Here is a 19,573-nt window from a genome sequence, read left to right as displayed (position 1 = left end):
GCGCGGGCTGCCCCCGCGACCGCCCCCCGCCGGCCCGCGCCCGCCCCCCGCGCGCCCCGCCCCCGCCCCGCGCGGGGGTGGGGGGGGGGGGCCCGCCCCCCCCCCCCCCCCCCCCCCCCCGCCTGTACCGACGTCCAGGGCACGGTGCGACACGCCCGGATCGGTCCTGCTAGACTCGGTGACTGACTTCGGCGAGGGCCGCGCATGCGCGGCCGTGATCGACGCGGTGGGAGACCCGGCCCAGCTTGGGAACGTTCCTCACGCGTGCACGCGTTCGAGTTGCAACACCACAGACCCCCACGATGCCGGCACCCCGGTGTCGTCCCCGAGACCAGGAGACACCATGGCCGACTACACCAAGCTCGCAGCGGAAGTCCGCACCAAGTTCGGCAAGGGCGCTGCTCGCAAGCTCCGTGCCGCCGACAAGATCCCCGCGGTCGTCTACGGCCACGGCACCGAGCCGAAGCACATCACGCTGCCCGGCCACGAGACCATGCTGCTCGTCCGTACCGCCAACGCGGTCGTCGACCTCGACATCGAGGGTGCGGCCCAGCTCGCCCTCGTCAAGGACGTCCAGCGTGACCCGGTGCGCCAGATCATCGAGCACATCGACCTCGTGGTCCTGCGCCGCGGCGAGAAGGTCACGGTCGACGTGCCCGTCGTCGTCGAGGGCGAGTCCTTCTCCGGCACCATCCACGTGCAGGACCTCAACACGGTCTCGCTCCTGGTGCTCGCCACCTCGATCCCCGAGCACGTCGTCGTCGACGTCGAGGGCCTCGAGGACGGCACGCAGATCCACGCCTCGCAGCTCCAGCTCCCCGAGGGCGCCGAGCTCGAGACCGACGCCGAGGCACTCGTCGTCGCGATCGTCACCCCGCGTGGCACCGCCGACGACGACGCCGCCGACGAGGCCGCTGCCGAGGCGGGCGCCGAGGCCGGTGCCGAGGGCGGCTCCGCCCCGGTCGACGGCGAGTAACACCCCTTCGCGGACATCTGGCCGACGCTGATGACAGGCAAGACGCTCGTCGTGGTCGGGCTCGGGAACCCCGGGCCCGGCTACGCGGGCAACCGTCACAACGTCGGCCAGATGGTCCTCGACGAACTCGCCGCCCGCATGGGCGCGACGTTCAAGAAGCACAAGACCCCGAACCAGGTCGCCGAGGGACGCCTGGTGCCCGGGGGACCCCGCCTGGTGCTCGCCAAGCCCGGTTCGTTCATGAACACCTCGGGTGGCCCGGTCTCGAGCGTGCTCGGGTTCTACAGCGCCACCCCGGCCGACCTCGTCGTCGTGCACGACGAGCTGGACCTGCCGTTCGACACCGTCCGCCTGAAGGGCAGTGGCGGGCACGGCGGCCACAACGGCCTGCGCGACATCATCAAGGCCACGGGGACCAACGAGTTCACCCGCGTGCGGATCGGCATCGGCCGACCCCCCGGGCGCCAGGACCCGGCCGACTACGTGCTGCGTGACTTCTCGCCGACCGAGAAGAAGACGCTGCCGAACCTGTTGGCGGACGGCGCGGACGCGGTCGAGGCGATCGCGGACCTCGGGCTCCTCGCCGCACAGCAGCGCGTGCACGCCCCGTCCTGAGCGGCGCTGCCCGGTGCCGTGCGTTCGCCGGCCGCGCACACAGCGGTCGGTGTCAGTGGTGGCCGGTACCATCTCCTGAGTGACGATCTCGGGCATCATCCCTGCGCTCTCGCGCGCCTCCGCGTTCGATCGCGTCCTCCGTGCCGCACCCCGTGACGCCGACTTCTCGGTCGTCGACGGTCTGCGCGTGCCACTGCTCGGCGCCCTGCTGGCCGAACGCACCGGGCCGCAGTGCGTCTTCGTGATCACAGCCACCGGGCGCGAGGCCGAGGCCGTCCGCGCATCGGTCGGCAGCTACCTCCCCGATGCCGAGGTCCTCGAGTTCCCCGCGTGGGAGACCCTGCCGCACGAACGGCTCAGCCCGAGCGCGCAGACCGTCGGCACGCGCATCGCGACCCTCCGGAAGCTCGCCGCGTGGCAGGACGCCCCTGCGGCCGAGCGCCGCACGACCGTGGTGGTGGCGAGCGTCCGGGCGGCGCTGCAGCCGATCGCGGGCAACCTCACCTCCCTCGCGCCGATCGCCCTCCGCACCGAGTCCCGCGGCAACGACCTCGGCACCATCGCCGGGCAGCTCGTGGACATGGCGTACGCCCGGGTCGACCTCGTCACCCGCCGTGGCGAGTTCGCCGTGCGCGGCGGCATCCTCGACGTCTTCCCGCCGACGGCCGACCACCCGGTCCGCGTCGACTTCTTCGGCGACGAGATCGAGGCGATCAAGGCCTTCTCCGTCGCCGACCAACGCACGACCGACGACGACCTCGGCGCCGTCGAGCTCACGGCCTCGCGCGAACTCCTGCTGAGCGACGACGTCCGGCAGCGGGCGCGCGAGATGCTGCACGAGTTCCCGAACCTCTCCCAGATGCTCGCGAAGATCGCCGAGGGGATCCCGGTCGAGGGCATGGAGTCCCTCGCCCCCGCGCTCGTGCAGGACCTCGTGCCGGTCACGAACTACCTGCCGGACGACGCGGTCATCGCGGTGTTCTCGCCCGAGCGGGTGAGCGGCCGCGCGCACAGCCTCGCCGAGACGAACACCGAGTTCCTGCAGGCCGCGTGGAGCGCCGCGGTCGCCGGTGCGCAGGCGCCGATCGACCTCGACGCCGGCAACTTCCTCACCGTCCAGCAGCTCAAGAACGGCCGTGGGCAGCGCACCTGGTGGACGGTCTCCCCGTTCGACTCCGGGCTGGACGAAGGCGACGCCGAGCGCGTGCTCACCGACGCCGAAGCCGTGGCCGAGGCGGGCGACTACATCCGCGTCCGGGCCGAGGCGATCCCGAGCTTCGCCGGCAGCGCGGACGGTGCGATCGCGCACGTGAAGCAGCTCACCGACGACGGGTGGGCCGTCGTGGTGACCGCCCAGGGCCAGGGGCTGGTCGAACGGGCGGTGCAGGTGCTCGCCGACGCGGGGGTCGCCGCCCGTGCCGAAACCGTCACCGCGCCTCCCGAGCCCGGCGTCGCCGTCGTCACGACCGCCACCGTCGAGCACGGCTTCGCCACCCCGGATCCGCGCATCGCCGTCCTCAGCGAGGCCGAGTTCTACGGCCGCAGCGTCCAGCAGGGCGCGCGCACCGTCAAGAAGCTCGCGAGCCGGCGGAAGAACGTCGTCGACCCGCTGCAGCTCAAGCCCGGGGACGTCGTCGTGCACGCCACGCACGGCATCGGCAAGTTCGTCGAGCTCGTCTCGCGCGAGGTGAGCTCCGGCGGCCGCAACGCGGTGAAGACCCAGCGCGAGTACCTCGTGCTCGAGTACGCGCCGTCGAAGCGCGGGTACCCGGGCGACAAGCTCTTCGTGCCCACCGACCAGCTCGACCAGCTCTCGCGGTACGTCGGGGGCGAGTCCCCGACCCTGTCGAAGATGGGCGGCTCGGACTGGGCCTCGGCGAAGTCGAAGGCGCGCAAGGCCGTCCGCGACATCGCCGTCGACCTCGTGAAGCTCTACTCCGCGCGGATGGCGTCGAAGGGGCACGCCTTCGGCCCGGACACCCCGTGGCAGCGCGAGCTGGAAGAGGCGTTCCCGTTCGCCGAGACCGCCGACCAGCTCACCACCATCGACGAGATCAAGCGCGACATGGAGCGGCCGATCCCGATGGACCGCCTGCTCTCCGGCGACGTCGGCTACGGCAAGACCGAGGTCGCGATCCGTGCCGCGTTCAAGGCCGTGCAGGACGGCAAGCAGGTCGCGGTGCTCGTCCCCACGACGCTCCTCGTGCGCCAGCACATGGAGACCTTCCAGGAGCGCTTCGCCGGCTTCCCCGTGCACCTGCGCGCCCTCAGCCGGTTCCAGACCGAGAAGGAGTCGAAGGAGACGATCGCGGGCCTCGCCGACGGCACGGTCGACATCGTCATCGGCACCCACCGGATCCTGTCGCAGGGCATCCAGTTCAAGGACGTGGGCCTGGTCATCATCGACGAGGAACAGCGGTTCGGCGTCGAGCACAAGGACCAACTCAAGAAGCTCAAGACGAACGTCGACGTCCTGGCGATGTCCGCGACGCCGATCCCGCGCTCGCTCGAGATGGCCGTCACCGGCATCCGCGAGATGTCCACCCTCGCCACCCCACCCGAGGACCGCCACCCGATCCTCACCTTCGTCGGGCCGCAGTCCGACCTGCAGGTCGCCGCCGCCATCCGCCGCGAGCTCCTGCGCGAGGGGCAGGTGTTCTACGTGCACAACCGCGTGAAGGACATCCAGTCCGTCGCCGCGCACCTCGCCGAGATCGTCCCGGACGCCCGCATCGCCGTCGCGCACGGGCAGATGTCCGAGTCGACGCTCGAGCAGGTGATGGTCGACTTCTGGGAGCGCCGGTTCGACGTCCTCGTCTCGACCACCATCATCGAAACCGGCCTCGACATCGCGAACGCGAACACGCTCATCATCGACAAGGCGGACAAGTACGGGCTGTCGCAGCTGCACCAGCTGCGCGGTCGTGTCGGCCGAGGGCGTGAGCGCGGGTACGCGTACTTCCTCTACGACGCCGAGAAGCCCCTGTCCGAGACCGCGCAGGACCGCCTCGAGACCATCGCCGCGAACAACGAGCTCGGCGCGGGCATGCAGGTCGCCATGAAGGACCTCGAACTCCGCGGGGCGGGCAACCTGCTCGGCGGGGAGCAGTCCGGCCACATCGCGGGCGTCGGGTTCGACCTCTACCTGCGCATGATCGGCGAGGCCGTCTCGCAGTTCCGCGGGGACGTCGCCGAGGGGCAGACCGAGCTCCGGCTCGAGATCCCCGTCGACGCGCACATCCCGGACGACTACGTCGAGTCCGAGCGGCTCCGGCTCGAGGCGTACCAGAAGCTCTCCGCCGCCTCCGCCCCCGCGGCCCAGGCCGAGGGCATCGACATGGTCCTCGACGAGCTCACCGACCGGTACGGCCAGCCGCCGCAGGCCGTGCTCACCCTGGTCGAGGTGTCACGCCTCCGCCGGATGGCGCAGCAGGTCGGGCTCTCCGACGTCGTCGTGATGGGGTCGAACCTGCGGGTCGCGGGCAAGGAGCTCGCCGACTCGGCGCAGGTGCGGCTCAAGCGGATGTTCCCGGGAGCCCGGTGGTTCCCGCAGCAGGACGCGGCGAGCATCCCGCTGCCGAAGCCGCACGGTGAGACCCTGCCGGACGCTGCGCTCATCCAGTGGGTGGAGAGCATCCTGACGGCCGTGTACGGGGCGTCGAAGGCGCCGGCGGAGACGCCGGCGGCGTAGTCGGGCGGGCTGGCGTCGCGCGCCTGCGTGGCGACGGTGCGCGCGCGGGCGGGCGCGTGCGGGCGTGCGCGCTGTTCGGTGCGGACTCGATGCGACGCTGTCGGTGTCGTACGACAGCGACAACGTCGCCCGAGCGCGCGTGCAAGAGTGCGCGCGTGCAACGAACGACATCGTGGTCGTCGTACGACGGCGACGATGTCGTTCCGGGACAGCACCCCGCGGGACGCGCACGGACCCCGCGCGACCCCGTTACTCGGTCGCCTCGGCCTCGGAGAGCTCCCGCCGCGCCCGGTACCGACGCGCCCGCAGGCTGACCACGACGGCGGAGGCCACGATCGCGATGCCCGAGCCGACGAGGACGGCGAGCACACCCTCGTCGAGGATCTCCTCGTTGCGGGCGAAGGCGAGCTCGTTCATGAGCAGCGACACCGTGAACCCGATCCCGCCCAACACCCCCACCGTGACGATCGACCAGAACGACAGCGTCGAGCGGCCGGGCGCCCGGAAGGTCCGGGTCGCGACAGCCCCGAACAGCGTGATGCCGATCACCTTGCCGACCGGCAGCGCGAGCACCACCGCCCAGAACGTCGGCGAGAGCTCCCCGATGCCGACGGCGGGCACCACCACCGCGGCCGACGCGAAGGCGAACACCGGCAGGACGATCGCGTTCGACCACGGCTCGACGTTGCCGTGCAGCGTGTGCCCGGGGCGGCGCGGCAGGACGAGCCCGAGCGCCACGCCCGCGATCGTCGCGTGCACGCCCGAGTGGTACACGAGCCACCACGTCAGGACACCGAGCACGACCATGCCCGCGATGACCCAGGTCTGGCCGGGACGCCCGGGGCGCAAGGCCTTGCCGAGCAGCCAGAAGAGCGCGAGCACGACGACGGCGCCGGCCAGCGCGAGGAAGTCGGTGTCGTGCGCGAACACGACGGCGATGATGATGATCGCGATGAGGTCGTCGAGCACCGCCAGGGCCAGCAGGAACACCCGGAGCGTCGAGGGCAGCCCGCGGCCGAACATCGCCAGGACGCCGAGCGCGAAGGCGATGTCGGTCGCGGTCGGGATCGGCCACCCGTGCCCGTACGGCGTCCCTGCGGTCACGAGGAGGTAGATGCCGGCCGGGACGAGCACGCCGCCGACCGCCGCGATCGCGGGGATGACCGCCGTCTTCGGGTTCGAGAGCTCACCGGCGACGAGCTCGTGCTTCAGCTCGATCGCCACGAGCAGGAAGAACACCGCGAGCAGCCCGTCGCTGATCCAGTGCGACACCGAGAGGTCGAGTCCGACCGCACCCCACGGGGCCTGCACGTGCAGGAGGTGCTCGAGGCCGGGGCCGAGCGGCGAGTTCGCCACGACGAGCCCGAGGACCGCCGCGGTCAGGAGAGCGATGGCGCTGAAACGAGGGGAACGGACGATTGCCGGCATGGAGCTCCGTCGGAGAAGGGTCGGGTGGGAGATCGTCGACCAGACTTCCCGACACGCCACGTACAGCATACCGGCCGACCCTCGGCGGCGTCCACGGTGCGCTGCGTGGCACGATGACCGCATGACCGCCGTCTCGGACCTCGTCACCGTCGTCGACCGCCTGCTCGACCCCGCCGGAGGGTGCGTCTGGAACCGCGCCCAGACCCATGCCTCGCTGGCGCGGTACGCGGTCGAGGAGTCGTACGAGCTGGTCGACGCGATCGACTCCGGGGACGACGACGAACTCCGCGAGGAGCTCGGCGACGTGCTCTACCAGGTGGTCCTCCACGCGGGACTCGCGGAGTCGTTCGACCTCGAGGACGTGGCCGCCGGCGCCCGGGACAAGATGGTGCGCCGGCACCCGCACGTGTTCGGGGACGAGCGGGCGGACACCGTGGAGGACGTCGTGCGCGTCTGGCGGGCGGCCAAGGCTGCGGAGAAGTCGTCGCGGCGGAGCGTCTTCGACGGGGTCCCTCGGGCGATGCCGCCGATGGAGCGGGCCGTGAAGCTGCTGGAACGCCTGGAGGAACGGGGGGACTCCGACGCGGTCGTCGCCTCCGTCGTCGCGGCGGCGGGCGCGGGGGCGCGGTCGGGAGGCGCGGGTGGCGTCCCGGACGCCGGTGCTGCGGGTGCGGGGGCGCGATCGAGGGCCGGGGGTGCGGTTCCGGACGCGGGTGCGGTTCCGGACACGGGTCCTGGTCGGGAGGTGCGGGTGGAAGGCGCCGGTGGTGCCGTCGTGGACGCCGGGTGGGGGACCGCCGTGCTCGCGATGATCGCGGAGGCGCGTGGCACCGGGATCGACCCGATCGCGAGTCTGCGTGCCGCGGTCGCGGAGCTGGAGTCGGCCGGCCGCGTCGGAGAGTGAGGCGACCTGCCGCGCCCGAGCGGTGCGGGTGCGCGGAGTGCGGTGCGGGTGCGGGGCGCTGGGGGCGCGGGCGAGGGGAGTGCGGGCGTCCTCCCAACCCGAAAAAAGGAGGACGCCCGCGAGTGGGCCGACGGCACCACCAGGGATGCGGTGCCGATGGAGCAGCCCACTCGAACCGCGGGGCACACTGCAGCACGTTGCCCACGCGATCGGTTCGTCGGATGGATCAGGCACCCGTCGAACCGAGGTTCTGGATGAAGAATATCAGCCGGTCGGAACGTGTGCAAGCCGGGAAGGTCGATCTGCCAGAATCGATCCATGGCTCCGACCGTGACGGCTCCCCGTGGCATGCGTGACTTCCTCCCGGCAGACAAGGCCCGGCGCGAGCACGTCCTGGGCGTGATCCGCGACGTGTACGCGCGCCACGGGTTCGACGAGATCGAGACCCCGGTCGTCGAGGACGCCGCCCGCCTGCACTCGGGCCTCGGCGGCGACAACGAGAAGCTCGCGTTCGCGGTCATGAAGCGCGGGCTCTCCACCGAGGACCTGCAGCACGCCGGTGCCCCGCTCGACCTCGCGGACCTCGGGCTGCGGTTCGACCTCACCGTGCCCCTCGCGCGCTTCTACGCCACGCACCGGGCCGAGTTGCCGTCGGTGTTCCGCTCGGTGCAGATCGCCCCGGTCTGGCGTGCCGAACGTCCGCAGAAGGGGCGCTACCGGCAGTTCGTGCAGTGCGACATCGACATCCTCGGTGAGCCCGGGCAGCTCGCCGAGATCGAACTCATCCGGGCGACGACCGCTGCCCTCGACGCGCTCGGGATCCAGGGCACCACGATCCGGATCAACGACCGTCGGATCCTCCTCGCGCTCCTCGGGTCGTGGGGGATCACCGACCCGACCGCCGCCGACCGTGCGCTCATCACGATCGACAAGCTCGACAAGATCGGGCCGGACGGCGTGGCGGCAGAGCTCCGCGAGACCGTCGGCGTCGAGCTCCCCGGGCTCGAGGACACGATCCGCACGCTCGAGACCGCCGACTGGGACGCCGTCGGGGGAGCCACGTGGCTCGATGCCGACGCGTTCGAGGACCTGCAGCGGCTCCGTTCGGCGCTCCCGGGCGTCGACCTGCGCTTCGACCCGACACTCGTCCGTGGCATGGGCTACTACACGGGCACGATCTTCGAGGTCGCGCACCCCGACTTCGGCTACAGCCTCGGCGGTGGTGGGCGCTACGACGGCATGATCGGCCGGTTCCTCGGGCAGGACGTGCCCGCGGTCGGGTTCTCCCTCGGGTTCGAGCGGCTCGTCGACCTCGTCACGCTCCCCGAGTCCGCCGAGTCCGACGCCGTCGTGCTCGTGTACGACAAGGACGTCGACCCGGTCCGGCTCGCGGCGCTCAAGGCCGAAGCGCTCGAGGGGCACCGTCGTGTCCGGCTCGAGCGACGCACGAAGAACATGAAGAACCTGCTCGCGGGACTCGTCGCGCAGGGGTTCGACGCGTTCGCCTCCGTGGGTGCCGACACGCACTCGCTCGAGGGTGTGGAGTTCCGCCCGCTGGCGTGAGTTCTCCACAGTCGCCCGTCATGCACGCCTCGTGTTCACCCGCGTCTCGCTAGGATCGACTCCGCAATCACCACAACCGAACGTGTAGGGAGTACCCCGTGGCCCAGATCGACGCCGTAGGCGCACGCGAAGTCCTCGATTCCCGAGGCAACCCGACGGTCGAGGTCGAGGTCCTGCTCGACGACGGGGTCGTCTCGCGCGCACTCGTCCCGTCCGGCGCCTCCACCGGTGCGTTCGAGGCGTACGAGCTCCGTGACGGAGACGCTTCCCGCTACGGCGGCAAGGGCGTCCTCAAGGCCGTCGACGCGGTCCTCGACGAGATCGGTCCGGCGCTCGAGGGCTTCGACGCCACCGACCAGCGCCTCGTCGACGCCGCGCTCATCGAGCTCGACGGCACCGAGAACAAGTCGCGCCTCGGTGCGAACGCGATCCTCGGCGCCTCGCTCGCCGTCGCACGCGCGGCCGCCGACTCGGCCGACCTGCCGCTGTTCCGCTACCTCGGCGGCCCGAACGCGCACACGCTGCCCGTCCCGCTCATGAACGTCGTCAACGGTGGCGCGCACGCCGACACCAACGTCGACATCCAGGAGTTCTTCCTCGTGCCCTACGGCGCCGAGTCCTTCTCCGAGGCGCTCCGCTGGGGCGTCGAGACCTACCACGCGCTCAAGGGCGAGCTGAAGAAGCAGGGCCTCGCGACCGGCCTGGGCGACGAGGGCGGTTTCGCCCCGGAGCTCGCGTCCAACCGCGCCGCGCTGGACTTCCTGCTCGCCGCGATCGAGAAGGCCGGTTTCACGCCGGGCAAGGACATCGCGCTCGGCCTCGACGTCGCCTCCACCGAGTTCTTCCACGACGGCAAGTACGCGTTCGAGGGCAAGCAGCTCTCCGGCGAGGAGTTCACGGCCTACTTCGCCGAGCTCGTCCGCGACTACCCGCTCGCCACGATCGAGGACCCGCTGGCCGAGGACGACTGGGCCGGCTGGTCGCACCTGACCGCCGAGCTCGGCGACAAGGTGCAGATCGTCGGTGACGACCTGTTCGTCACGAACCCGACGCGCCTGCAGCGGGGCATCGACGAGAAGGCCGCGAACTCGATCCTCGTCAAGGTGAACCAGATCGGCACCCTGACCGAGACCCTCGACGCCGTCTCCCTCGCTCAGCGCCACGGCATGACGGCGATCCTGTCGCACCGCTCCGGCGAGACCGAGGACACCACGATCGCGGACATCGCGGTCGCGGTCGACGGTGGCCAGATCAAGACCGGCGCCCCGGCCCGCTCGGACCGTGTCGCGAAGTACAACCAGCTGCTCCGCATCGAGGAAGAGCTCGGCGACGCCGCGGTCTACGCGGGCCGCTCGGCCTTCCCGCGCTCGGCTTCCCTGTAACCCAGCGCCTCCGCGAGACGCCGTCCTCCCTCGGGAGGGCGGCGTCTCGTCGTTCGGGCGCCGAGGTCGCACGGCATGCCGCGCGCCGACCGTCGAGGTCGCACGAACTGCCGTCTCAGCCGGACGCGGGCGACCGATCGTGCGACCTCAGCGGATCGCCCGCGGCGTGTTTCGCGACCGCGTGCCGGGCGCTGGCAGCGTTCCGGGGGTGCGCCGCGCCTCCTGGATCGCCCGCTGAGAGGGCGCCGAACGGCCGCGTGCCGACCGCCAGCAGGCCCGCCGGCGGGTTATCGTCGGACCGTGCCCAGCCAGAAGCCCCGTGTCCGCCGCGTCCCCGTGGCGCTGCCCGAGGGCGGCTCGTCCGAGCAGCCGTGGTACCGCTCGATCCGGTTCTCCGGGTTCAGCCTGCTCATGCTGGCCATCATCGTGCTGTTCGTCGTCGTGCTCGCACCGTCACTCCGGACCCTGATCCAGCAGCAGGAGCAGATCGCCCAGCAGCAGCGCGAGGTCGCGAGCCAGAAGGCCGACGTCGCCCAGAAGAAGAAGGACGTCGCGCGCTGGGACGACCCCGCGTACATCGAGGCGCAGGCCCGGGACCGACTGCTCTACGTGTACCCGGGCGAGGAAAGTTACCTCGTGATGGGCAGCGAGAACCGCAAGGCCGAGTCGACGCCGACGACCGATTCCGGCACGCCCGTGAGCTCGACCGTGCAGACGCCGAAGGTCGACTGGGTGCAGGCGATGCTGTCGTCGGTGCTGACCTCGGGTCTCACCGACGAGACCACGCAGCAGCTCGTCGCACCGGACGTCTCCGGCACCGGCGACACGAAGTAGGACGACGCGCGGGACTCCGGTAGGCTCACGTACCCGTGACGACCCCTCCCTTCGACCCGCCCTCCGAACGCGACATCCAGGTCGTCTCGGCGCAGCTCGGCCGACCGGCGCGTGACGTCATCGGGATCGCTGCTCGCTGCGTCTGTGGCAACCCCACGGTCGTGTCCACGAAGCCCCGGCTGTCGAACGGCACCCCGTTCCCGACGCTGTACTACCTGTGCCATCCCGCGGCCACCGCTGCGGTCAGCACCCTCGAGGCCAACCAGGTCATGCCCGAGCTGGCAGCCCTGCTCGAGGACCCGACCGTCGCCGAGCAGTACCGCGCGGCGCACGAGTCCTACCTCGCCGATCGCGAGTCGATCGAGCACGTCGACGAGATCGACGGCATCACCGCCGGTGGCATGCCCACCCGCGTGAAGTGCCTGCACGCCCTCGTCGGACACGCCCTCGCCGCCGGACCCGGCGTCAACCCCATCGGCGACCTCGCGCTCGAGCGCGCGGGCTGGTCGCCTGCCCGGTGTGAGTGCCGGGCGTATGATGAGGGAGCAGACGCCGGAGTCGGGGCGGGTGGCGGCGAATTCTGACCAGCCTCCCGGCAACCACCCCACTCCAAGGAGATCATCCACCGTGCCCAAGATCCTCGTCGTCGGCGGCGGTTACGCCGGCTTCTACACCGCCTGGAAGCTCGAGAAGCACCTTCGTCAGGGCGAAGCCGAGGTCGTCATGGTCGACCCGCTGCCGTACATGACGTACCAGCCGTTCCTCCCCGAGGTCGCCGCCGGTTCGATCGAGCCGCGTCACGCCGTCGTCTCCCACCGCCGTCACCTCAAGAAGACGCGCGTCGTCACCGCCAAGGTCACGAAGGTCGACCACGCCAGCAAGACGGCGACGATCACCCCGGCCGAGGGCGAGGCGTGGGAGGAGTCCTACGACCAGATCGTCATGACCGCGGGTGCGGTCTCGCGTACCTTCCCGATCCCGGGCGTCGCCGACGAGGCGATCGGCCTGAAGACGATCGAAGAGGCCGCGGCGATCCGCGACAAGATCCTCACGAACTTCCACAAGGCAGCGACCCTGCCGGCCGGCCCGGAGCGTGACCGCCTGCTGACCGTCGTCGTCGTCGGTGGTGGCTTCGCCGGCATCGAGGTGTTCGCCGAGCTCCGCTCGTTCGTCTCCGACCTGCTCAAGAGCTACCCCGAGCTGTCGTTCGACGACACGCACTTCCACCTCGTCGAGGCGATGGGCCGCATCATGCCCGAGGTCTCGCTCGAGACGTCGCACTGGGTGCTGAAGAACCTCGCGCAGCGCGGCGCCACGGTGCACCTCGAGACGCAGCTGGCCTCGGCGGTCGGCGGCGTCTGCGAGCTCAAGACCAACGACGGCGCGATCGAGAAGATCGAGTCCGACCTCATCATCTGGACCGCCGGCGTCATGGCGAACCCGATGGTCAAGGGCACGGACCTCCCGCTCGAGCAGCGTGGCCGCATCCGCGTGCAGCCCGACCTGCGCGTGGTCGACGACAACGGCGTGATCGCCGACGCGTGGGCCTGTGGTGACGTCGCGGCCGTGCCGGACCTCACCGGTGGTGGCGTCGGCGGGTTCTGCGTGCCGAACGCCCAGCACGCCGTCCGCCAGGCGAAGCAGCTCGCGAAGAACCTCGTCGCGACGATCCGCGGCGAGGCGACGACCGACTACAAGCACGAGAACCTCGGTGCCGTCGCCGGCCTCGGTCTCGGCATCGGCGTCTTCCAGTCCGGCAAGTTCGCCATGAAGGGCTTCCTGGCCTGGGGCGCCCACCGTGGCTACCACGGCCTGGCGATGCCGTCGTGGGAGCGCAAGTGGCGCGTCATCGGCGACTGGGTCGGTGGCTTCTTCCTCGGCCGCGACATCGCGTCGCTCGACGACCGCGAGACCCCGCGCGCCGCGTTCGAGGCGTTCGCGTCCCGTCCGAAGCCTGCAGCCGAGGCCCCCGCGGCACCGGTCGAGGCGTCGAAGCCGACCACCGCTCCAGAAGAGGGCAAGCCCGCCGGTGCGGCCGGTCCCGCGTACGGCGAGCCGGCGAAGGACGTCTCGAACGACGCCGAGCCGGTGAAGGCCGAGGCGGACGCCAAGTAGCGACACGCTCCAGGCGAGGCGGTCACCCCACGGGGTGGCCGCCTCGTCTTCGTCGGTAGGCTGTTGCGGCCCGCCCCCGTGGCCCAATCGGTAGAGGCATGCGACTTAAAATCGCCGAGTTGTGGGTTCGAGTCCCACCGGGGGTACGACGAGCGGGAACCGACACCCGACTTACAATCGCCGAGTTGTGGGTTCGAGTCCCACCGGGGGTACGACAGGACGACCCGGCACTACGATCGAGTCTCGTGGTCGGATTCGGAAGCGCGCTCGCGAACCTGCGGAACGCCCTCGGCCGACCCGAGGCCCACGTCGAGGTGGTCGACGGCGAGACCGTCCCCACCGGCATGCTGCTCGGCACGCTCGGCGCCCTCCTCCTCGACGCCGGCAGCTCGGTGACCGACGTCCGTTCGGCGCTCGAGAAGGCCCGCGATGCCGCCGGGGTCGGGCCGACGCTCGCCGTCGGGGTCCTCCCCGCCCTCGTCATGGTGAGCGAGGTCGCCACCGGCGCCGCCACCATCGTCAACGCCGAGGGCGTCGAGCTCTCGAGCCGCCAGGCCGCACGGGCGAACCGACTCGTCCTCGGCCTCGAGAGCGGTTCGATCGCCCTCGCCGAGATCCCCGCACGCGTTCGTGCGATCCGCGCCGGGACCGTCCCACCGCCGGCACTGCCGTGGATCCTCGGCAACGCCCTGACCTCGGCCGGACTCGCGGTGGTGTTCCGCTGCCCGTGGTGGGCGATCCTCGTGGCGCTGGCCGTCGGAGCCCTCGTCGGCGTGATCGGGCTCGTGCTCCGTCGCTTCCGCGAGGCCGTGGCGATCATCCCGTTCCTCGCGGCCTTCGTGTCCACGACGATCGTCGGGCTCGTCGCCGCCGGCACCGGGTTCGACCACGTCCCGCTCTTCGCCGTGTGCGCCCCCGTGGCCGTGTTCGTGCCGGGAGCCCTCATCACCAACGCCCTGCTCGAGCTCACCGCGGCCGACATCGTGACCGGGTCCTCGCGGCTCGTGCAGGGGCTCATCATGCTCGGGTTCATGGCGGCGGGCATCGCGTCGGGGAGCGCGCTGACCGGGCTGCACGTCGACCCGTCCTCGGCGGCGCTCGTCGGCGAGGTCGCCGGCGTCGGCACGGACCGCGGCGGGTGGGAGGCCGTGCCGTCCTACTGGGTGTCGTGGGTCGCGGTGGTCGGGCTGGCCGTCGGCCTCGGCCTGGTCTTCCGGTCGGGGTGGCGGCTCACGCTCGTGTCCGTCGCGGTCATGGTCACGGCCTACGCGCTGGTGAGCGGGACGACGCCGTTGTGGGGGAGCGTCGTCGCCACCGGTGCGACCGCCGCGCTGCTGTTCGTCGCGACGCGGCTGCTGGAGCGGCTGGTGCCGGCGATCCCGGCGACGGTCTCGTTCTTCCCGGCGTTCCTGCTGCTCGTGCCGGGGACGGTCGGGCTCGTCGCGGTCGCCACGTTCGACCCGGAGGCGCTGGCGAACCCGCTCGCGACGTTCGTCAGTCTCTGCATCGGCACCAAGATCGGCGGCCTGCTGCCGGGGCTGTTCGCGCGGAACGCGCCGCACCGCGGGGTCGACGCGACCCAGTAGACGCGGAGAGCGCGGAGAGCGCGGCAGGCGCGGTGGACGCGACCCACTGCGGGACGGGAGGCGCGATGCCGGCTCGCACCGCGCCTCCAGGCCGTCACGGCGCGAGCAGGCGCCCCGCAGCCTGGTCGTCCACAGCCGTCGCCTTCGCGAGGTAGTGCACCTTCTTGCCCGTGGCGTTGTACGGCAGCTCGGTGACGAAGCGGTAGAGCCGCGGCCGCTTGTAGCGGGCGAGGCCGGGGTGCGACGCGGTCCACTCCTCGAGGGCGGCGGCGGCTTCGACGTCGTCCTCCGGCAGCCGCCCGGGCGCGCGGACGACGTACGCCGTCACGACCTCGCCCCAGCGCTCGTCGGGGACGCCGACCACGATCGCGTCGGCGACGCCCGGGTGCTCCTGCAGTGCGGCCTCGACCTGCACGGGGTGGACGTTCTCGCCGCCGGAGATGATCATGTCGTCCTTGCGCCCGACGATCGTCACACGCTCGTGCTCGTCCCACGTCGCGAGGTCCCCGGGGTAGAACCAGCCGTTCGCGAACTTCTCGGCCTCGAGCCCGGGGTTGCGGTACGAGTAGCCGGACTTCACGGTGCGGACCGCGAACTCGCCGATCTCCGAACCGTCCTTCGGCACGGTGTCGCTCGGGTCGGCGAGGCGGTCCTCGTAGACGCGGACCACGGCGACGTCGTCGTCGGTCGAGGCTCGGCCGGTCGAGCCGGCACCGTCGGGGAAGTCCTCGGGGCGGAGGAAGGTGTTCCAGAAGGTCTCGGTCGTGCCGTAGCCGTTGAAGATGCGGGGCGACAGGAGCTCCTGGTACCGGAGCGCCGCGGCCCGGTCCAGCGGTGCGCCCATCGTCACGATGCCGTTGAGGGAGGACAGGTCGCGGGGCCGCTGCTCCTGGGCGTTCGCGAGCTGCACGAGGTTCGGCGGGGCGCCGATGAGGAAGGTCAGCTGCTCGGACTCGACCAGGTCGAGCACGCGGTCGGCGTCGAAGTGCCGGAGCGTGGTGAGTTCGGCGCCGACGTAGAACACCGGGTTCGGGCCGCCGGAGTACAGACCGCCGCGGTGGAAGAGCGGCGACATGTTGAGGGTCTTGTCGAACGGGCTCAGCGGGAAGTGCATGATCACGTCGTGGGCGCTGAGGACCTCGACGAGGCTCGGCAGCGGCACGGGCTTCGGCCGTCCGGTCGTGCCGCTCGTGTACAGGCGCGTCGTCTCGTCGTAGGTGCTGCGGGGCTCGGACGCGGCGAGCTCGTCGGCGGTGACGGGGTCGCTGGTGAGGAGCGCGGCGAAGTCGACGTCGCCGGGTCGGGTTCCGTCGCCGACCACGACGACGTGCTCGGGCGTGTGGTCGGAGCTGGCGAGTGCGGCCGTGATGTCGGTCGAGCGGGCGGCGTCGTGGACGAGGACCACGGGGGCGGAGTCCTCGATGATGAACGCGACCTCGTCCGACGCGAGCCGGAAGTTGGTGGGGGAGAACACCGCGCCGATGCGGTGGGCCGCCAGGTACAGGATCGCGAACTCGGGGGAGTTGAACAGCTCGACCATGACCACGGAGCCGCGACCGACCCCGTGGCGCACGAGCCACCCGGCGACGCGGTCGACGTCGGCGCCGAGCTCGGCGTACGTCCACGAGCGGTCGGTGTCGGGATCGCGGAGCGCCGGTCGGCCGGCGAAGCGGTGGGTGTTCCGGGCGAAGCCGTTGGCGTACGTGTAACTGTGCTCGAAGACGTCGCGGAAGCGGGTCGGGTCGTAGTCGGATCGGGTCTCGGTCATCGTCGCTCCCAGCAGCGGTCGTGGTGCTGCACGCACCGTCCGTGGTACGGCGCGCTCCGTTCGTGATGTCGCGCGCACCGCTCGTCAGCGTATCCGTGCAGCGAGCCTCGGCGGCAGCCCGATCCGAGCCCTGACGGTGCCACGTTCAGGCGCGCTGGTCGACCCGGGCCGCCCGCTGCCAGCACCAGACGGCGACGGCTCCGGCGGTGCAGACCGCGGCGACGACCACCAGTGCGACGGGGGAGACGTGCGTCCCGGCGGATCCGGAGTACACGGCGGCGGCCAACGCGACGGCGACCGCGGCGATGGCGGCGTAGCGACCACGGGACCGCGCGAGCAGGGACTGCCCGGCGGACCCGGCCACCGGCAGCAGCGTCACGACGACGGCGCCGAGGCCGCCGACGCACAGGGTGATCGCGAACTCGGACACGAACGACACCCAGAAGCCGGACCCCGGCGTGACGGAGTGCAGGACCCAGCCGGCCGCCGCCACGACGAGCAGCGCGATCGACCGCCAGGTGGCGCTGCGGGCGCCGGCAGCGATCGAGGAGCCGAGCCGGAGCGCCCGTGTGTCGAGGTCCGGTCGGCCGATCGGCACGAGGACGGCACCGACGATCACGGCGGGTGAGAGGTCGAACGTCCGGGTGACGCCGCACGCCACGAGGGCGGCGAGCACCAGCCAGGGGGAGACCCGGAACCCGATCGTGCTGCGGTCGGTGCCGGCTGCCCAGCGGGTGGCGAGGACGATCGTCGTCGTGAGGACGGCCGCGCCGAGCAGGACCGCGATCGCCAGGCGGACGTAGCGGGCCTCGAGGGAGATGCCGACGCCGAGGAGCGTGCACAGCCCGACGACCAGCACCGCGACGGTGATCGAGGCCCAGGTCGGGAGCACGTCCTCGCCGCGGCGCCGCTCGTCACGGGGGCGGTTGCGACCGAGGAGTCCGGCGAACGGCGAACGGATCCGGCCCCGGGCGACGCCGGCGACGAGTGCGAGCGGACCCGCGATGAGCACGAGGAAGCCGGCGGCGACGGCCGTGGCGACGAGGACGGTGCGCCACGAGAACGCCGCCTGGATGGTCGGCACGGTGGTGTCGTACGCGGTGGAGGCGGTCCAGTCGCCGGCGGGGCCGGACCAGTCGAGCCCGCGGCCGTGCCCGCCCGTGGTGGTGCCGGCGCCGGATCCGCTGCCGGCGCCGGTGCTGCCGCCGGAGCCTCCATCGGAACCGGAACCCGGACCGGAACCCGGACCGGAGCCCGAACCGGAGCCCGAACCGGTGCCATTGCCGGTGGAGCCGCCGGTCGCGGTGCCGTGGCCGTTCTGGCCCGTCGTCGTGCCGGTGCTGCCCGTCCCGGTACCAGGGGTCCCCGACGGTGAGCCGCTGCCGGTCGACCCGTCACCCGGCGCGCCCGGTGCCGCGGACGCCCGGGAGACGACGACCCGGACGGCCGTCGAGGTCGGCGAGAAGTTGCCGGCGGCGTCGTGCTGCGTCGCCGTCACCGCCCGGCTGCCGGCGCCCAGCGTCGAGCCGGCCGTGGTGCAGGACCACCGGCCGGAGGCGGGCACCTCGGTCCGGCACACGGGCGCACGGTCGACGTACACGGTGAGCACGGCGCCCGCCTCGCCCGTCCCGCTGACGGTCAGGGGCTGGACGCGCACCCGGTCGCCGGAGCCGGGCGCGGTGATGCGCGGTGCCGTCGGCGCGGTCCGGTCGAGCGTCACGGTCACCGGGGTCGACGCGGCGCTCCGCAGGTCGGACCGGTACCCGTCGGCCGTGCTCGCGGTCTGCGTGGCGGTGACGGAGAGCCGTGCGTCGCCGCCCGGGGTGCCGCCGCGGAGGGACGCCGTCCACCGGCCGTCGGCACCGACCGTGGCGGTCCGGTCCGTCGACGACCCGGACACCGAGAGCGTGACGGTCGACCCGGCGTGCCCGGTGCCGGTCACCGGACCGTTCGTGGGCCGTGCGGTGGTGACGACCGGCGGGACGATGACGTCGGACGCCGGGGTGCGCGCCGAGCCGAGCCCGGGGAAGCTCTGGTCCGCCACGGTGAAGACCTGCTGCGGTCCGCTCCGGACGGTCGCGAGGCAGGCCCAGGCACCGTCGTCGTGGACGGTCGCGGTGCACCCGGTCGACCCGGTCGTCGCCGGACCGGTGACCCGCAGGGCGTGCCCGGGGGTGCCCCTGCCGCTGAAGCGCACGGTCCCGCTGGTGATGTCGCCGGGGTCGTCGATCGACGGGCGCACCGGGGGCCGGCTCGGCGACGTGGTCGGGGGTGCCGGGGTCAGGTGGTCCTGGGGCGCTGGCGTGGGGGTGGGTGTCGTGCCCGGATCGGGCTCCGCCTCAGCGGCAGCAGCGGTGGACGTCACGGCTGCGGACGTGACGGCGGTGGCCGGGGCCACGGCGAGGGCGAGCAGGCCCACTACCAGGGCGGCCCCCGCGGCGACGGCCAGCGTGATCCGGGTTCGGCGAACGGGGCCGTCGCCCCCGACAGCCCGGTCGTCCACGTTCTCCCCGCGCGCGTTCATCCGAGTCCATCCCACGTGATCGAGCCGCTCGGGTCAATACGTCGATCGGATGATGTCCGTGGACCGAGCGACACGCCGAGCAGCCCGAGCGCGCGGTGTGTGCGACTCGGGAATCGCCCGTGAACCGGGGGCGTGGACGAGAGGGCACCCCGCTGGTCGATACAATCGTCCTCGGCCGTGACGCCGG

Annotated in this window: 13 protein-coding genes and 1 tRNA gene; 11 read left to right on the top strand and 3 right to left on the bottom strand. The window is 72.1% G+C overall.

The annotated features are described in order from the left end of the window. The first annotated feature begins 343 nt into the window (after positions 1-343). The 3 genes from WFH25_RS18690 to mfd all read left to right on the top strand — a co-directional run bounded on the left by WFH25_RS18690 (position 344) and on the right by mfd (position 5,282). Positions 344-976: a 50S ribosomal protein L25/general stress protein Ctc gene (locus tag WFH25_RS18690; RefSeq protein ID WP_070416780.1), complete on the top strand. Its 633-nt coding sequence runs from the start codon at positions 344-346 to the stop codon at positions 974-976. Between the two features lie 30 nt (positions 977-1,006). Continuing rightward, on the top strand, positions 1,007-1,591 hold the full coding sequence (gene pth, locus WFH25_RS18685) for an aminoacyl-tRNA hydrolase (protein WP_070416779.1): 585 nt from the start codon (positions 1,007-1,009) through the stop codon (positions 1,589-1,591). A gap of 79 nt (positions 1,592-1,670) precedes the next feature. Beyond that, positions 1,671-5,282, top strand: coding sequence for a transcription-repair coupling factor (mfd, locus tag WFH25_RS18680; protein WP_336698974.1), 3,612 nt, complete (start codon positions 1,671-1,673; stop codon positions 5,280-5,282). A 249-nt stretch (positions 5,283-5,531) separates the two neighbouring features. Here the strand turns inward: mfd and nhaA are convergent, their stop codons facing one another. Further along, a complete protein-coding gene (nhaA, locus tag WFH25_RS18675) occupies positions 5,532-6,710 on the bottom strand; it encodes a Na+/H+ antiporter NhaA (protein WP_336698973.1) in 1,179 nt (392 codons plus the stop codon). A 121-nt stretch (positions 6,711-6,831) separates the two neighbouring features. Here nhaA and WFH25_RS18670 point away from each other — a divergent pair, with 121 nt between their 5' ends. The 8 genes from WFH25_RS18670 (at position 6,832) to WFH25_RS18635 (ending at position 15,094) form a co-directional block, all read left to right on the top strand. Beyond that, positions 6,832-7,614, top strand: a complete 783-nt coding sequence (locus WFH25_RS18670; protein ID WP_336698970.1) for a MazG family protein — start codon at positions 6,832-6,834, stop codon at positions 7,612-7,614. 318 nt (positions 7,615-7,932) lie between these two features. Next, positions 7,933-9,177, top strand: a complete 1,245-nt coding sequence (gene hisS / locus WFH25_RS18665) for a histidine--tRNA ligase (protein ID WP_336698969.1) — start codon at positions 7,933-7,935, stop codon at positions 9,175-9,177. A gap of 98 nt (positions 9,178-9,275) precedes the next feature. Beyond that, complete coding sequence (gene eno / locus WFH25_RS18660; RefSeq protein WP_071294716.1) at positions 9,276-10,559, top strand: phosphopyruvate hydratase; 1,284 nt, start codon at positions 9,276-9,278, stop codon at positions 10,557-10,559. 300 nt (positions 10,560-10,859) lie between these two features. After that, the gene (locus WFH25_RS18655; RefSeq protein ID WP_070416773.1) at positions 10,860-11,393 is read left to right on the top strand and encodes an FtsB family cell division protein; all 534 of its coding nucleotides are present in this window, start codon (positions 10,860-10,862) and stop codon (positions 11,391-11,393) included. A 35-nt stretch (positions 11,394-11,428) separates the two neighbouring features. Then, entirely contained in the window at positions 11,429-11,977 is a 549-nt protein-coding gene (locus tag WFH25_RS18650) for a DUF501 domain-containing protein (RefSeq protein ID WP_336698968.1), read from the top strand. 43 nt (positions 11,978-12,020) lie between these two features. Then, positions 12,021-13,508 (top strand): NAD(P)/FAD-dependent oxidoreductase, encoded by a 1,488-nt coding sequence (locus WFH25_RS18645; protein WP_070416771.1) that lies wholly within the window; start codon positions 12,021-12,023, stop codon positions 13,506-13,508. Between the two features lie 72 nt (positions 13,509-13,580). Beyond that, positions 13,581-13,654: transfer RNA gene (locus WFH25_RS18640), tRNA-Leu, on the top strand. Between the two features lie 99 nt (positions 13,655-13,753). Next, positions 13,754-15,094 (top strand): threonine/serine exporter family protein, encoded by a 1,341-nt coding sequence (locus WFH25_RS18635; RefSeq protein WP_083403181.1) that lies wholly within the window; start codon positions 13,754-13,756, stop codon positions 15,092-15,094. Between the two features lie 94 nt (positions 15,095-15,188). Here WFH25_RS18635 and WFH25_RS18630 read toward each other — a convergent pair whose 3' ends face one another. Together WFH25_RS18630 and WFH25_RS18625 are read right to left on the bottom strand one after the other, a co-directional pair. Next, positions 15,189-16,862: a class I adenylate-forming enzyme family protein gene (locus WFH25_RS18630; protein WP_336698965.1), complete on the bottom strand. Its 1,674-nt coding sequence runs from the start codon at positions 16,860-16,862 to the stop codon at positions 15,189-15,191. A 145-nt stretch (positions 16,863-17,007) separates the two neighbouring features. Beyond that, entirely contained in the window at positions 17,008-19,386 is a 2,379-nt protein-coding gene (locus WFH25_RS18625) for a hypothetical protein (protein ID WP_336698964.1), read from the bottom strand. Positions 19,387-19,573: the final 187 nt, after the last annotated feature.

The organism is Curtobacterium sp. USHLN213, from assembly GCF_037144815.1.
GTDB lineage: Bacteria > Actinomycetota > Actinomycetes > Actinomycetales > Microbacteriaceae > Curtobacterium.
This window is presented reverse-complemented; position numbering and strand designations above follow the sequence as displayed.